The 15,031-nt window shown below is 30.3% G+C and carries 15 protein-coding genes; 13 read left to right on the forward strand and 2 right to left on the reverse strand.

Features of this window, described 5'->3' with window-relative positions; all coding sequences use genetic code 11:
- Window positions 1-275: 275 nt before the first annotated feature.
- Window positions 276-731, reverse strand: coding sequence for a hypothetical protein (locus C6H31_RS00005; RefSeq protein ID WP_104696764.1), 456 nt, complete (start codon window positions 729-731; stop codon window positions 276-278).
- 98 nt (window positions 732-829) lie between these two features.
- Here C6H31_RS00005 and C6H31_RS00010 point away from each other — a divergent pair, with 98 nt between their 5' ends.
- Both C6H31_RS00010 and C6H31_RS00015 read left to right on the forward strand, forming a co-directional pair.
- Window positions 830-2,875, forward strand: coding sequence for an FUSC family protein (locus C6H31_RS00010; protein ID WP_104696765.1), 2,046 nt, complete (start codon window positions 830-832; stop codon window positions 2,873-2,875).
- Window positions 2,876-2,880: 5 nt separating this feature from the next.
- The gene (locus C6H31_RS00015) at window positions 2,881-3,603 is read left to right on the forward strand and encodes an NYN domain-containing protein (RefSeq protein WP_104696766.1); all 723 of its coding nucleotides are present in this window, start codon (window positions 2,881-2,883) and stop codon (window positions 3,601-3,603) included.
- 1 nt (window position 3,604) lies between these two features.
- Here the strand turns inward: C6H31_RS00015 and flgL are convergent, their stop codons facing one another.
- A complete protein-coding gene (gene flgL / locus C6H31_RS00020) occupies window positions 3,605-6,085 on the reverse strand; it encodes a flagellar hook-associated protein FlgL (protein ID WP_104696767.1) in 2,481 nt (826 codons plus the stop codon).
- A 263-nt stretch (window positions 6,086-6,348) separates the two neighbouring features.
- On the opposite strand from flgL, the gene C6H31_RS00025 reads away from it, so the two are divergent.
- From C6H31_RS00025 to C6H31_RS00075, 11 genes are all read left to right on the forward strand, one after another.
- Complete coding sequence (locus tag C6H31_RS00025; RefSeq protein WP_104696768.1) at window positions 6,349-6,723, forward strand: RidA family protein; 375 nt, start codon at window positions 6,349-6,351, stop codon at window positions 6,721-6,723.
- 88 nt (window positions 6,724-6,811) lie between these two features.
- Window positions 6,812-7,123, forward strand: coding sequence for a 50S ribosomal protein L21 (gene rplU, locus C6H31_RS00030; protein WP_104696769.1), 312 nt, complete (start codon window positions 6,812-6,814; stop codon window positions 7,121-7,123).
- A gap of 10 nt (window positions 7,124-7,133) precedes the next feature.
- On the forward strand, window positions 7,134-7,388 hold the full coding sequence (gene rpmA / locus C6H31_RS00035) for a 50S ribosomal protein L27 (protein ID WP_104696770.1): 255 nt from the start codon (window positions 7,134-7,136) through the stop codon (window positions 7,386-7,388).
- A gap of 54 nt (window positions 7,389-7,442) precedes the next feature.
- On the forward strand, window positions 7,443-8,474 hold the full coding sequence (locus tag C6H31_RS00040) for an ABC transporter permease (RefSeq protein WP_104696771.1): 1,032 nt from the start codon (window positions 7,443-7,445) through the stop codon (window positions 8,472-8,474).
- Complete coding sequence (locus C6H31_RS00045; protein WP_104696772.1) at window positions 8,443-9,981, forward strand: ATP-binding cassette domain-containing protein; 1,539 nt, start codon at window positions 8,443-8,445, stop codon at window positions 9,979-9,981. Before C6H31_RS00040 ends, C6H31_RS00045 begins: the two co-directional genes overlap by 32 nt.
- Window positions 9,978-11,258, forward strand: a complete 1,281-nt coding sequence (locus C6H31_RS00050) for a transglutaminase-like domain-containing protein (protein WP_104696773.1) — start codon at window positions 9,978-9,980, stop codon at window positions 11,256-11,258. The genes C6H31_RS00045 and C6H31_RS00050 overlap by 4 nt, the downstream gene beginning before the upstream one ends.
- Window positions 11,259-11,326: 68 nt before the next feature.
- Window positions 11,327-11,530, forward strand: coding sequence for a 50S ribosomal protein L31 (gene rpmE / locus C6H31_RS00055; RefSeq protein WP_104696774.1), 204 nt, complete (start codon window positions 11,327-11,329; stop codon window positions 11,528-11,530).
- A gap of 2 nt (window positions 11,531-11,532) precedes the next feature.
- Window positions 11,533-12,384: a 16S rRNA (cytidine(1402)-2'-O)-methyltransferase gene (rsmI, locus tag C6H31_RS00060; protein WP_158654747.1), complete on the forward strand. Its 852-nt coding sequence runs from the start codon at window positions 11,533-11,535 to the stop codon at window positions 12,382-12,384.
- Window positions 12,381-13,061, forward strand: coding sequence for a 23S rRNA (guanosine(2251)-2'-O)-methyltransferase RlmB (gene rlmB / locus C6H31_RS00065; protein WP_199768133.1), 681 nt, complete (start codon window positions 12,381-12,383; stop codon window positions 13,059-13,061). Before rsmI ends, rlmB begins: the two co-directional genes overlap by 4 nt.
- Window positions 13,062-13,088: 27 nt before the next feature.
- Complete coding sequence (locus C6H31_RS00070; RefSeq protein WP_104696777.1) at window positions 13,089-14,021, forward strand: hypothetical protein; 933 nt, start codon at window positions 13,089-13,091, stop codon at window positions 14,019-14,021.
- 2 nt (window positions 14,022-14,023) lie between these two features.
- Complete coding sequence (locus C6H31_RS00075; RefSeq protein WP_104696778.1) at window positions 14,024-14,860, forward strand: hypothetical protein; 837 nt, start codon at window positions 14,024-14,026, stop codon at window positions 14,858-14,860.
- The last annotated feature ends 171 nt before the right edge of the window (window positions 14,861-15,031 follow it).

Genomic DNA, 15,031 nt, shown 5'->3' on the forward strand with positions numbered 1-15,031 from the left:
CTTTAAAATAAAGAGAAAACTTTCTTTCTCTTGCCACCACTTAATTTCTCTTTTTTTCAAAGATTTTTTATAAAACAAATCTTTAACAAGTTACACAACAAACTATACAACAAAATATGCTTTTTTTGAAAGTTTTAGCATATTCATAATGAACTCCTATTAAGTGGTGGTAGGAGAGGGAATTTAGTTTATAAAAAAATTATTATAGGGTTGAAAAAAGGAGGGTGTGTACATAAACTTGTTAGGATGTTAAAAGATAAGTAAGTAATTTAAAATTATTTGATACAAGTGATGTTTAGAATTAAATCCCTTAATTCTTCAAAGGCTTTATAAAGTTTTTCATCTTTGCAGTTGTTTTTAAAATTACCTAAGGATTTTTCCTCAAAAGTTTTTATGGCAACAATAGTTGTATCGTCATTTTGTTTTTTTAATAAATTTAGAGGGACATATCCTTTTATGTTAAAGTTTTGAGGTAAAGAAGAGAAAAAATCTTTATGCTCCTGGATAGATTTTTCAAGATTTTTGGTAAGATATCTATTAAATTCGTTACAAACTACAGGGTTCTTAAAGGCAAAAAGGATTTGATTGTGTTTTATGGTGATAAATAATAAGGCCATTTTTATATTTTTAGGTAAAAAGACTTTTAGCCTTTCAAGCTCATAAAACTGACTTAGTTTTGCTAAGTGAGGTATTTTTGATGCAATGGAGATAAAATTTTGAAAATTTTTCATTTGGTTATTTTAGCATATTTCCTAGTTAGTATTTTTGGCTGCGGTTTTAAGGCTGATCCTTTTTATGGAAGTCTTGATGATTCAATAATAGTTTTACAATGCAAGAAAAGTGTAAATTCTTAATTTTATTTCATAATATAAGAGAAAGATTAGTTGGTTATATAAATATTTATGATCCTGGATATCTAGCACTATTTTATTCCCTTAAGACTTTATTTGCTTCAATTTTAAGCCTTTATATTTGTGTCTATCTCTTTGGTCCAAAAATAGCAATTTGGGCTGGTTTAATGCCTATATATCTGTATTTTCTTAATGTGGCTTTGGTAGAGCAAAAGCAGAGTTTAAGATATTTTATCTTTTTTATTTTTCTTTCAATGCTTTTGTGTATTGTTTTTTCGCTTTTGATTCCATATGGTTTATGGTTGGTGATACCTTTGGCAATCATTGGGTTTTGTGCAGGTTTGGTTGGAAGCTATGATTTAGATTTGCAAAAAGTCTTTAATATGGCAATTTTAAATGGATTGATTGCTTGTATTTATGCAGATTCAAGGACAGGTGTATCGCTAGTTGATGAAGTATTAACTATTTTTATAGGTGGAGTTATTGGTCTGATAGTGTTGTTTTTTATGTCCTTTAAGAAGTATGGAAAGTTTGTTAGAAAGTATTTTCCTGATCTTTTGCTTGATCTTGAACTGATGATAAAAAATTTACATAGAACTAAAAATTTTGTAGTAATAAGAAATCAAACTTCTATGCAAATAGAATCTATTAAAAAGATTCTTAATTCTAAGTCAGGAAACATTAAAGATCCTCATATTATGAAAAATACCAAGCGCGCTTTGTTTTATCTTTACAGAATCGAGGAAATATATCAATGTATTAATGCCATTCATAATGACAAAACAAGAGATAAGCAAACCTTTTCTTTACTAAAGCGTGAAATTATTTTTAATCTAAGAGAAGTTTCAAAAATGCTTGAAGGACATATGCCAAGGCTAAAAACTAGCACTTTGGAAAAAATTTCTACCTCACAAGATTTTGATAAGTCTTTTGTAAATACGATAAAAATTATTTATAACAAGATTGATAATTTTCGCAGGGGAGGTCAGGAAGAGAGCTATTTTATTGAGGCAAAAAAGAAAAAGAGTCTCAATGTAATTTTTAAGTCTTTGCATTTTACTAATGGTTTTTTTCGTTATGGAGTGAAATATAGCTTTGCACTAAGTTTTGCAATTCTTATTGCACAAATGTTTCATCTTGATCATGGGGTTTGGATTGCAATGGCATGTGTTGCAATTATTCGACCAAACTTTGGCGGAGTGCAATATATAGGAAAAGAATATATTATTGGTGTAACTTGTGGTTTAGTTGCTGGTCTTTTGCTCATTGTCTTGACAAAAGAAACATTATTTTTTTATCCCATTTTTATGATTGTAATGTTTTTGTTTGTTTACCTTAAGGTTTATCCTTATGGTGTTTGGGCAAGTTTTATGATGATGGCTTTTATTATGATGTTTTTTGCCGCTTATGGCATCAATTATCTATTAATCTTTGATAGATTTATGGATATATTCTTGGCTTTTGTAATTGTGCTTTTGACATTTCTATTTTGGCCTAAGTATAGTGGGAATGACATTTTGCCAAATATTCAAAAAAGTCTAGATATTCTTTATGATCTTTATGATTTTATTATGAAAGATATAATGGTTTTGCAGAATCATCACCAAAACTTTTATGAAAAACAGAAGCAATTTTTTGATTGCTATAATACTTTGGATCTAGCTATTAGAGAAGCTAAAAAAGAAAAAAACATCATTAGTGATTTAAGATCTGCAAGAGATAGTTTAAAGTTTCTGGATTTTTTAAATCAAGAAGCACTAAAGATTTTTTATTTTTTAATGGAATTGGATCCAAAAATATTACAGGATCAAAAAGAGCTTTATCTTAATGATTTGAATTTGATAAAAACGCGATATGAGATGATGAATAGGGCTCTACAAGGGAGTTCTTTTTATTTTAAAAAAGAAAAGGATGATAGATTCTTGTCACAAGACAATGTATTTTCTGAAATTACAAATTCATCTTTTGAGGTACAAAATCAGCTTTTTGTAAGCTTGCAAGCAAATGTAAAAATAGGAGAGTAGAGGCAATGAAACAATTAGATAAAGAAAAGAAGATTGCACTGTTTATAGATTGTGAAAATATACCGTGCAAATGGATTGATAATATTTTTGAAAGTTTGTTGGATATAGGAGATGTTTGCATCAAAAAAGCCTATGGAGATTGGAGAAATAGATCCTTAAAATCTTGGGATAAAGAACTTATTAGATATTCCATACAACCTGTGCATATTATTACAGGAAATCATCATAAAAGTAATAAGGGAGTTGGAAAAAACTCTTCAGATATTCAACTTGTAATTGATGTAATGAATTGTTTGTATGATGGTATTGTTGATTGCATAGCAATTGCAAGTAGTGATAGTGACTTTGCCCCTTTGGCGCAGGAGATTAGATCAAGAGGAATGCAGGCAATTGGATTTGGTGAAATAAAATCAAGGGAGGATTATCAAAATGCTTTCACAAGCTTTGAGATGTTAAAGAAGCAAAATAGCAAAGAAGATGAAGTTGAAGAATTAGAAAACAATAAGACACTTATTAGAATGCTAAAAAAAGCCATTGATGAAACTTCAAACCAAACGGGCTTATCTTTAGTTTCAGATATTGGAATTTGGATTAAAAAAAATTACTCTCAAAGTGCTAGAACCTATGGAAAAAAAACTTGGGGAGATATCTTTAAAGAGCTAAAAAAGGAATTTAGCATCCACTATGGAGACAAGAATATAATGATGGTAGAGTATAACTATTGGTAATTTAGAGATAATTTACTAAAGACATTTGGTTGATTTTGCTTGTTGAATTTAATACAGCATTGTAATTATTATTGAGGTTGGAAAATTTATTATAAGTTTCTGCAACATCAATACCGATATTTTCTGCCTTCATACTTTCAACCTGTGTTTTTAAAATTTCATTGCGTCTAATGATATTTCCAAAAGTTCTTCCGTGAGAACCATTAAGAGCAATCATTTTTTCTATGTGGTCACTTAAATGATCAAAGGTAAGAATACCATTTTGGATTCCTAGGTTTCTCATATCTGAGTTGTAAGTATCAAATGCACCAGGTCGATAGATATTCCTATCCACCGCATCAATAATTTCATCAATTTGTGCAAAAAAATTGATCTGAGGTTGATCAATAGTGATTGCATTATTGGCATTAAGAGTTAGGGATTTTTTAGCATTTTTAATACCTTTGATAGAAAAATCATCACTATCATCATTGCTAAACATGACTTTCATTTTTGTGTTTGAAGCCATTTTGTCTTGAACAACTACTTTCCCTTGTTGATCAAGATTGATATTTAATCTTGCATTAGATTTATCTAAAAGATCTTCATACGCTTCTTTTGCTTCTTGAGTGATTGTTTTGTGTACCTTCTCTAATTCTTTTGAATTTTGATTGCTGTAGTTAAGTGCGATTGTAATTACATCCATTAATTGCCTATAAGTCACATCATTTGCTTTTGTAGCAGTAACAGTAGGGGGTTCATCATGTGGATCAAAAATTGGAATAATATAATCCTCTTGTTTAGGGTCCTTGTTTGGCAGACTTAAATAAGATCCCTTAGAATCAAGTGTGATTGTTGCATCAAGATCAATACCATTGTGATCTCTTAGTGTTAATTTAAAGCTCTTTTTATCCATATCTGTGCCTGTAACTTCAGACAATTTTGTATCTTCATTTGCAACATCAATACCATCTGCAATACTCTGTACAACATTTCCTACAAGCTTTGAGCCTTGATTTGTAAAGAAGGTTTGATCATATTGTGTTCTAAAGTCTGATGCAAAACCTTTTATGATGTTGCCATTAGAATCTAGGGTTTCAAGGTCGAAAAAAAGATTTGTCTCTCTTTCTTCTTCTTGTGCTTCCTTGTCAATTAAAACCAACTTCCCATTGGTAAATTCTGCATTAACTTCGCTTCCATAAAAATCTTGAATTTGCTTGACAAAATCTTTTATATTTGTATCTTTTGTGCTTACTTTTAGGACATTTTCACTTTGATCACCACTTTTTTTCAAAACAATAAAATCTGTATCATTAGAAACAATATCCCTAAGCATTGTGTTTCTATCTGCTAATGTATTTTTATTTGTAATAAAGGTTGCATTAAAGTCTAGCTGTGCGTGATTATAATAGTTCTTTGTAGAGCGAATTTTATCTAGAACATAATTTGTCATAAAAGGACTTTGAACATAGTTTGTAATTCTTGCTCCAGTTGTGTAAAGCTGTGTGATATCATCAACTTCCGTATCACTAGAAATCATATGAAATTGAATAGAAGAACTTCCAGCTCTTAAGTCTTTGATTTCTATTTGTCCCCAATCATTTAAAGATACATCTACAACCTTGTTTTGAGAAGTATTTCCAAATTCTTCCCCAATTTTATTAAGCAAATCTCTTATTGTTGTAGCACTATTTCTATCTCCATATCCCTTATCAAATGCAAATCTCGATTTAAAAGCGACACCATCAGCTCCTACGCCTCTAATATAAAAATATTCTTTCCCATCATTAGTTGTATCGTTATCATTATCACCAACTAAATCTCTGATTGTATCATTAGCGGTAAGATAGACTTCTTGTGATGGAATAGCATTATTTGGAGCTTCCATTACATTTGGGTGAAGTTTTGATTGATTTAGAAGTTTGATATTTGTTGTAATATGCTTGGAAGTATCCGCATCTCTACTTAAGAATAATTGTTCTCCTGTAATATTATAAGGAACTAAATTGTTTGAACTAATGAGTGCAGATAAGGTTTCATTGTTACCATAATAATTGCCATTAGAATCAAAGGGGATTTTATCAACCTTGCTCCCAGCAAAAATATACTCTCCACCCACAGAGGTATTGGCAAGATTTAGCATATGATGTTTAATACCTCTTAAATCTGAGGCAATTGCTTTTCGTGAGGTTTCTGATTGAACATTATTTGCTGCTTGTAATAATTTTGTCTTAAATTGCACCATTGCTTGAGAAAGTTCACTAAGAGTCTTATCTGTATTTAAGGTTTTTATTTCTGCGTTCTTGGCAACATCAATACTTTGCCCTAGAGTTGCAGTTTCATAATCAAGTTTTAGATCCTGATTATATACACTACTATCCTCATATCCCTGCTGTATTTTTAGGCCAGAGGCGATTTTATTATTCGCACTATTGAGCTTATTTTGAAGGGTATTTTGATGGTAGTTCATCTGATTGTATTTGGTTCCAAAAGTAACTCTCATAAAGCTAAACTTAACTCCAAAATTTATATTGATTTCTAAACCATATGTTTAATTTAGAATTTTTATTCATTTAAGGTAAAAGCAAAAATAATTCCAAAAATACTTTTTCTGTTTATACTTAGAGATTTTTGCTTTCCCTTAGTTTAATAAAACCGCCCAGCAAAATCGTCAAAATTTTATTTTATTTTAATCGGTATAAAAAAAATTGCTAAAATTATGCTTTTAGTTATAAAGCTACTAGAAATTTCAGAAAAAGGATATTTATGAAAATAGTTAATACTTTAAACGCACCTCAAGCAATAGGACCTTATTCACAGGCAATTGAGCTTAATGGATTACTTTATACTTCTGGTCAAATTCCACTTGATAAAGATGGTAATTTTGTGGAAGGGGATATAAAGGTTCAAACAAAGCAAGTATTGCATAATTTAGGAGAGGTTTTAAAAGAAGCAGGAAGTAGTTTTAATAGCGTGATTAAAACAACTGTTTTTCTTTCAAATATGGATGATTTTGTTGCATTTAATGAAGTTTATGCAAGCTTTTTTGGCGACCATAAACCTGCTAGAAGCACAATTGCTGTAAAGACTTTACCAAAAAATGCACTAGTAGAGATTGAGTGCATCGCAAGAATTGGTTAATTTTTAAAGTTTTATGATAAAATAGCGACTTTGTTTCGCGTTACGCGTTTCAATTAGATTTTTTAATGTCTTAATTTAAGGAAAAGCTATGTATGCAGTGTTTAAGAATGGAGGCAAACAATACAAGGTCCAAGAAGGAAGCATTGTTCTTCTTGATAAAATGAGCCTTGAGCCAAAGTCAAAAATAAAGTTTGAGGAAGTTTTAGCTATTTCTAAAGATAGTGATCTTGTGGTTGGAAAACCTTTTATTAATGGTGCTGTGATTGAAGCAGAAGTCATTAATGAGGGTCGTGGTAGAAAGGTTATAACTTTTAAGAAGAGAAGAAGAAAAGATAGTAAAACCAAGAGAGGTTTTAGACGCGACTTTACAAGAGTGCGTATTTTGAAGATTGTAGGATAAGGAGCAGTATATGGCACACAAGAAAGGTCAGGGAAGTACTCAGAATAATAGAGATTCTGCAGGTAGAAGACTTGGTATTAAGAAGTTTGGTTCGCAGTTTGTGCGCGCTGGAAATATTATTGTTCGCCAGAGAGGGACAAAGGTTCATTTGGGTGAAAATGTAGGGATGGGAAAAGACCATACAATTTTTGCACTCATTGATGGGATTGTAAAGTTCCAACAAAAAACAAAAGACAGAAAGAAAGTTTCTGTTATTCCTGCTTAATTTTGCTTCTATCTTCTAGATTCCTCAAATATATGGAATCTAGGAGTTTTGTGAATGATCAAACATAAAGGGAGCTTTTTATCATCTCGCTGGAAAATTTTTAGAGCCAATAGGCGTGCTTATTTTTCGCTTTGGATTTTTTGTATTCTACTTTTTTTATCTACCTTTGCTAATTTTATTGCAAATGACAAACCCATTTTAATCTATAAGAATCAAAAGTTTTATTTTCCTGTAATTTTTCAATACTCTGAAAGAGAGTTTGGGGGATTTTTTGAAACAGAGGCTCAATATAGTGATGGATATTTTAAAAAAGATCTTTTACAAGATTCTTTTGTAGTCTGGCCACTGATTAAATACTCCTATGATAGTATTATTTGGGATCTTCAAGAACCAGCACCAATATCCCCTAGCTTAAAACATTTGCTTGGTACTGATGATCAAGCAAGAGATGTTTTGGCAAGACTTATTTATGCATATAGAGTCTCTTTGTGGTTTGGTATTTTACTTTGCATTTCTAGCGTTACTGTAGGAGTTTTCATCGGTGCTATACAGGGGTTTTATGGAGGTAGGATTGATTTATTTACGCAAAGATTAGTGGAAATATGGAGTGGCATACCATTGCTTTTTTTAATGATGATTCTCTCAAGTTTTGTAACCCCAAGTTTTTGGTGGATTTTAATGATTGTTTTATTGTTTAGTTGGATGGGAATTGTTGGTGTTGTAAGAGCTGAGTTTTTGCGTGGTAGGAATATGGATTACATTAAGATAGCAAAAACCTTGGGTGTTAGTGATTTGAGCATTATTTTTAAACATCTCTTGCCTAATGCAATGGTTGCGACAATTACTTATATTCCTTTTATTATCACAGGTAGTATTGCAACTTTAATTAGTTTGGATTTTTTAGGTTTTGGGATGCCTGTTGGGAGTGCTTCTCTTGGAGAACTTTTACAACAAGGAAAAAATAATCTTTATGCTCCACATCTTGCAATTATTTCATTTTTTGCTGTTGCAATTTTACTATCTATCTTGGTTTTTATTGGAGAGGGAGTAAGAGATGCTTTTAACCCCAAGAAAAATAAAAGATAGCCTAATGATTGAATTTAAAAATTTTACCGCTGGTTTTAGTAAGGGATTTGTATTGCAAGATATTAATCTTTCAATAAACTCTGGAGAATTTCTTGCCCTTGTTGGAGAATCTGGAAGTGGTAAAAGTCTTTTGGCTAGTATGATGTTGGGTTTGTGGAGCGAATTTAGTTATGAAATTTTTAATGGAGATTTATTGATTGATGGAGTGAGTATCAAATCTCAATCACAAAGATTTTTTCATCAAAAAAGGAGAGAATTCTTTGGTTATATCCCACAAAATCCTCTTGAAGCCTTAAATCCTTTGCAGAAGATTTCCAAGCAAATGTTAGAAACTCTAAAACTCTCATTTCCATTTTTAACAAAAATGCAGATCAAGGATAAGATACAAAAAGCTTTCTTATCAGCAAATCTTAGTTTAGATCTATTAGATTCCTACCCATATGAATTAAGTGGAGGACAAAATCAAAGAGTTTTGATATTGCAAAATGTGCTAAAAAATCCTAAGATTTTGATTTGTGATGAACCTACTACTGCTCTAGATAGCAATATCCAAAAACAGGTTTTGGAATTTTTATTTCAAGAATGTCGTGAGAAGAATATCGCACTTTTGCTAATTAGCCATGACTTAAATATTGTGCGCTCTTTTGTAGAAAAGATTTGTGTGATGCATCTTGGTAAGATTGTAGAAATTTCTCAGACAAAAGATTTGTTTGAGACTCCAAAACACTCTTATACAAAAGAATTAATTGACGCATTAAAGTTACCCCAAAAGATTATGGAATCTAATACAAAAAAGATTTTAAAACTTGAAGATTTTGGAGTTTTTGTTTCTAAAAAAAGTTTTTTTAGAAACAAAAAGATTGATTTAATCAAGCCTCTAAGTTTTGAAGTATTTGAAAATGAAATTTTGGGAGTTGTGGGAGAATCTGGCAGTGGGAAGACAAGTCTGATTTTAGGAATAATGAAACTCTTAAAATCTACAGGAAGTTTAGAAGTTTTGGATTGTAGAAAAAGTTTTTATGAAAACTTACAAATTGTGTTGCAAAATCCTTTTGCCTCTCTTAATCCAAGATGGAGAATCAATGAAATTTTAAATGAAACAAAAAAGATTCATAATCAAGAGATTGACTATAATGATATTTTGTCTCAAGTGGGTTTAGAGAGTAGTATTTTAGATTCCTACCCATATGAATTAAGTGGAGGACAAAACCAAAGAATAGCTATTGCAAGGGCATTGCTAGTAAAGCCCAAAATTTTGATTTTAGATGAGCCTACTTCAGCATTAGATAAGAAAAATCAAAAGAATATCTTAAATCTATTATTATCTTTACAAGCAAGGTATCAAATGAGTTATATTTTTGTAACTCATGATTTGGACATAGTTGAGGCTATATGTGACAGAGTGCTATTTATCCATCAAGGAAAGTTGCTTAAAACTTTAAATAAAAATGATTTTTTTACTTCTGATATTCCAGAGATTAAAAGAATGTTGGATTCAAGGCTATGAAAGTATTTTTAATTTGGTTTATTGGGTTACAAACTTTATTTGGATATGTAGTCAAAGACTTTAAGAGTGATGTAGAAATTTCTTCTAGAGAAAAAAAGATAAAAAATCAGTTTATTCTTGAAGTACAAAAAAGTAATAAAAAATTAGATTTTAGCTATCCCATTATGGAAGATTTTGAAGTTTTACCTATCCTATTTAGCATTAAAGATAAGGTCTATAGAGTCTATCTTAAAAATAAGAGGGTTTTTTTTAGTATCTTTGATGTGAAACAAGGGGAAAAATTAGAGATAAAGGTGCAATATAAAACCTTAAATAATCAAAAGTTTTTTCAAACACAGAGAGTTTATATTCCTAAGATGTCAAATGCTTTTAATGCAAAAATTAAAGTTGATATAGATAAAGATTGGGAATTAATTTCTCAAAGTAATTTTTTTAGGAAGAAAGATGGTTTATTTTTGTGGGAAGGGAGAGTGCAAGAAGGTTTTAATGATTATTTATGGCTAAGTGTTAAAAAAGCAAATTGGGATATTTCTATTAAAAATTATATTTATACTTCAGATAAAATTAATAATCTCAATGTATTTCTCCCTAAATATTTTAAAGATAGTGATATTAAAGTTAAAAAAATTGATTTTGATATCAATAGCAAACAGGCTCAGATCTTACAAAAACAAAACAATACTTCAGTTATATTTCGTAATGCTCAAATGCAAGATTTCATTTTAAAGATGAATGCACAGGTTTCTAATACATTAGAGTATTCTTATAAGAATCTTAATCCAAAAGATTTTGTATCAAAACAAAAAACACCAGGATTAAAAAAAATTGCTCAAAAAATTATTAAGGAAAATGCAAAAGAACCTCCTCATATAGCTATTGCACAATGGGTATTTCAACATATAAAATACAATGAGAAATATACCAATATACACATGAATAGTGATCAAATCTTAAGGGTTAAAAGTGGAGTATGTGAGCATTATGCACAACTTTATAATGATCTTTTACAAGCCCTTGATATCCCTAGTGTCTTTGTTACTGGAGTTGGTTTTAATCCCACTAAGAGGGCTTTTGAATACCATGCTTGGAATCTTGTTTATGTTGATAAAGAGTGGAAATCTATAGATACCACTTGGGGACTTTTTGGAGGTAAGTTGCCTATATCACACATCTTCTTTTATATAGGCTATCAACCTTTATTGATGTATGAAACATATGATATTCCCATAGAAAGGACACATACAGAAGTAGAACAAAAAATACGCTTTATTCCTTAATCTTTAATAAAAAATAAAGTAATTTTATTGTAGAATCTGCCTATTATTTTTTTATAAAAGGGTAGAAAATGAAAAAAGATATTCATCCTCAATATGTTCCTTGTAAAGTTACTTGTGTAACAAGTGGTAAAGAAATTGAAGTGATGAGCACAAAGAGCGAATTAAGAATTGATATTTCGAGTTTTTGTCATCCTTTCTATACAGGGAGTGATAAGATTGCTGATGCAACAGGTAGGGTTGAAAGATTTAAGCAAAAATATAATATGAAGTAATCGTGATTACCTTATTGCCAACTCCTATAGGGAATCTAAAGGATATAAGCTTTAGAACTTTGGAGGCCTTGGCAAAGAGTGAAGTTGTGTTGTGTGAAGACACAAGAGTCACAAAAAAACTACTAACTTTATTACAGAGAGATTCTATCATTACTCAGAATTTTCCTAAAATTTTTGAGGAAAAGGTTTTCTTTTCTTTCCATTCTCATAATCAAGAAGAGTTTTTAAGGAAGCAAGATAAGAGTTTTTTTGCAAGGGATGTTGTATTTTTAAGTGATGCGGGTATGCCCTGTATTAGCGATCCTGGGGCATTGCTTGTAAAATATGCACAAGAAAATAATATTGCCTATGATGTCTTGCCAGGCAGTAATGCTTGCTTGCTTGCTTATTGTATGAGTGGAAATATTGACGATGGGTTTATTTTTGGAGGATTTTTACCACACAAGCAACAAGATCGTAGAAAATGTTTGCAAGATTTTTTCTATTCACAATCATTTTTGCAAAAAAAATTAAGCATTATTTTCTATGAGAGTCCTCATAGAATCTTGGAGGCTTTAAAAGATATAGTTTTTGTGGATAGCCAGTGTGAGGTTTTTGCTATAAAAGAAATGAGTAAAAAAAATCAAAAATTTTTTTATTCAACTGCAATAGAAGTTTTAGAAAAACTACAAACAGAGAATCTAAAAGGGGAGTGGGTGTTGATTTTAAAATCAAAAAGACAAAATGATTACAAAAGTTTGAGTTTTGAAGATATATCTAATATGGAAATACCTCCTAAAATAAAAGCAAAACTACTGGCAAAAATGAGCAATCAAGATGTAAAAAAAATCTATGAGAGCTTGATAAAAGGATAGTAATGATTGTTTTTGGAAAACAGAGTGTATGTTATATTCTAGAGAATTTTCCTCATCTAATACAAGAAATCTATTTTTCTAAAGAAATTGATAAAAAGCTTTTTGTAAAATTTTCTCAACTAAAAAAACCTATTTTAAGAATTGATAATAAAAAAGCACAAAGTCTCGCAAAAAATGGTAACCATCAGGGATTTTTTTTAAAAATTACTCCCATATCTTCCACATCTTTTAAAGAAATTAAAACAATGAAAAAGATACTGGTTTTATGCGGTCTGACAGATGTAGGAAATATAGGAAGTATTTTTCGAAGTGCGTATTGTTTTGGGATTGATGCAGTGATATTATCTGGTATTAAGAGCTTTTCAGTTGAGGGGGTAATACGAAGTAGTGTAGGAGCAATTTTACAGATACCTTTTTGTATTATTGAAAATACAATGGATCTCATTCATGAGTTAAAAAGCAAAGGATTTTTTCTATACGGTGCAGATATGAGTGGAAAAGATATTACAGAGTGCGCTATAGCTCAAAAGTATGCCCTATTTTTGGGTAATGAAGCAAACGGTTTAGGAGGTAAAATTTTATCAAAACTTGATACAATAACTTCAATTAGGATGCATAGTGGGTTTGATTCTTTAAATGTTGCAGTTGCAGCAGGTATTTTAATGCATAGAATGTAAAAAATTAGGATATAACTAGGATATAACATGGAAGCTATAGAAAAACTAAAACAAATTGGAATAAAAAGGATCAATCAAGATACAAAGATTTCTGTAAGTGTGATTGAAAATATTCTTGAAAAAAGATTTGACAAAATTCAAAGAGTATGGATTGTTGGATTTTTGCCAATTTTAGAGAGGGAATATAATGTTGATCTTAAGGAATGGTTAGAAGAATATGATACTTATCTTTTTGAAAATCAACAAAAAAATATAGATGATGCTTATCAGATAAGAGAGTTGGAATTAGATACGCAAAAACAAAAATATGATAGCTTTAAAAGAAGCATTTTTAGAGATTCTGCTAAACAGGTTTTTTACACATGTTTAGGTGTATTTTTAGTTGCAGTGATTTACACATCCTTTAAGTTTTATAATTCCTTTAAAAATGCAAGTGGAGAGTATGATGTTGTTGAAAAACCACTGTCTTCTGAAATAGAAGAAAGTCAAGGTATTTATACCAATCTTGGTTTTCAGCAGATAGATGGAAAGAAAGAGATTGATATTGATAAACTTGTAGCTGATAATGAGATAGAAGTTAAAGATGGTGAAGTGTTAATCATCCCAAGAGGAGAATTGTGGTTTCAAGTTTTAAATCTTGAGACAAGACAAAAGCAGGATAGAACCATTAGGGATCCTTATCTTTTGAAGATGCCAGCTCAAAAATCTGTAATTATTTTTGGTCATAAGGGATTTGAGTTAAAGTATAAAGATAGAACACAGAAGTATGATGGGGGTGATCCAATTAGATTTGTGATCCAAGATAATACATTAAAATATGTAAGATATGCAGATTACCTTAAGCTTCTAGGAGTACAAAAAAAGGACGAGCAGGCTACAAAGCAAGAAGCGTTAACAAGTGATAATGCTGATGAAGTACAAGATGAAAAACAACAAGAGCAACAAGGGGATTTGGATTAAGCTTGCAAAAGATTAGACTTTTTATTTTTATCTTTGTTTTTCTTAATATCTGCTATGGTGATTATTTAAGCGATAAAATTAAGAATTTTGTTGGTGAGAATACCTACAGAGTTAATAGAAACTTTATTGAAAAGATTTTTGTCAATAGGCAGGATTTTTTTCAAAATGGTATTGTTGATAGCAAAAAAGTTTTAGAAACATTAAAGAGTAATGGCTTGCTAAGCCTGAAGTTTGACTCTCCAAAGGAAGTAAATATCATTTTTTCTTCCCAGACAAGTCCTATCTTTTTGCTAAGAACCGTAAATAGTGTTTTGGCTTCAATGGGGTATTCCTACTTTGAAGTAAAAAAGGCAGATTATGATAATGGGTTTGCTAGCATTATTTTTGGTTTCACAAGTGAGTATATGATTGACCCTTTGATTGTGCTAGAGGAGATGAATAAAAGGGGATATATTTTTAATGATGTAAGAAAGATTAATGAACAAGCTTGGGAATATGATGTAACACTTTTTGATTCTAGATTGCTTAATGCAAGAAATATAGATTTAGGTGATAGTCTTGAGCTTAGAGAAGTGAGTGGGGAATACTGGCTTCAAATTTCTGATACAAGTGGAAATATTAGTATAGTTGCAAACAGTGCAGAGTGGAAACCAAAAATTGTATTTTTTGATAAAAATTTGCATATTATAGATATTTTAAAAAAACAAACAAGCATTAATAATATTACATTTAATGTTTTAAAGGATGTCAGGTTTATCCTAATTTCTGATCTTAGAAGTCCTACTATTTTAAGAAGTGGAATCCGGGTTGAATTTAGTGAATTTTCAGAGGAAAATTAAGTAGCTTTTTATTCTTATAAGCTTTATGACAGGATTTTTTTGGTTTATTTTTTTATTGGATAGCAAGTCTTTTTAATGTTAAAAATTTTAAATAAATGACATTTTAATCAAGGATTTTATTCTCTTATAAGGTTTAATAGTTTCTTTATTGTAATGGAATTTAATAAAAGT

Source organism: Helicobacter sp. 'house sparrow 1', from assembly GCF_900199585.1.
Lineage (GTDB): Bacteria > Campylobacterota > Campylobacteria > Campylobacterales > Helicobacteraceae > Helicobacter_H.

Excerpts from the sequence above, each read along its gene's own strand:
- C6H31_RS00015 (WP_104696766.1), top strand. The coding sequence starts at position 2,881 with ATGAAACAATTAGATAAAGAAAAGAAGATTGCACTGTTTATAGATTGT.
- C6H31_RS00050 (WP_104696773.1), top strand. The coding sequence starts at position 9,978 with ATGAAAGTATTTTTAATTTGGTTTATTGGGTTACAAACTTTATTTGGA.
- rpmE (WP_104696774.1), top strand. The coding sequence starts at position 11,327 with ATGAAAAAAGATATTCATCCTCAATATGTTCCTTGTAAAGTTACTTGT.
- rpmA (WP_104696770.1), top strand. The coding sequence starts at position 7,134 with ATGGCACACAAGAAAGGTCAGGGAAGTACTCAGAATAATAGAGATTCT.
- C6H31_RS00045 (WP_104696772.1), top strand. The coding sequence starts at position 8,443 with ATGCTTTTAACCCCAAGAAAAATAAAAGATAGCCTAATGATTGAATTT.
- flgL (WP_104696767.1), bottom strand. The coding sequence starts at position 6,085 with ATGAGAGTTACTTTTGGAACCAAATACAATCAGATGAACTACCATCAA.
- C6H31_RS00005 (WP_104696764.1), bottom strand. The coding sequence starts at position 731 with ATGAAAAATTTTCAAAATTTTATCTCCATTGCATCAAAAATACCTCAC.
- C6H31_RS00010 (WP_104696765.1), top strand. The coding sequence starts at position 830 with ATGCAAGAAAAGTGTAAATTCTTAATTTTATTTCATAATATAAGAGAA.
- C6H31_RS00025 (WP_104696768.1), top strand. The coding sequence starts at position 6,349 with ATGAAAATAGTTAATACTTTAAACGCACCTCAAGCAATAGGACCTTAT.
- rplU (WP_104696769.1), top strand. The coding sequence starts at position 6,812 with ATGTATGCAGTGTTTAAGAATGGAGGCAAACAATACAAGGTCCAAGAA.
- C6H31_RS00070 (WP_104696777.1), top strand. The coding sequence starts at position 13,089 with ATGGAAGCTATAGAAAAACTAAAACAAATTGGAATAAAAAGGATCAAT.
- C6H31_RS00040 (WP_104696771.1), top strand. The coding sequence starts at position 7,443 with ATGATCAAACATAAAGGGAGCTTTTTATCATCTCGCTGGAAAATTTTT.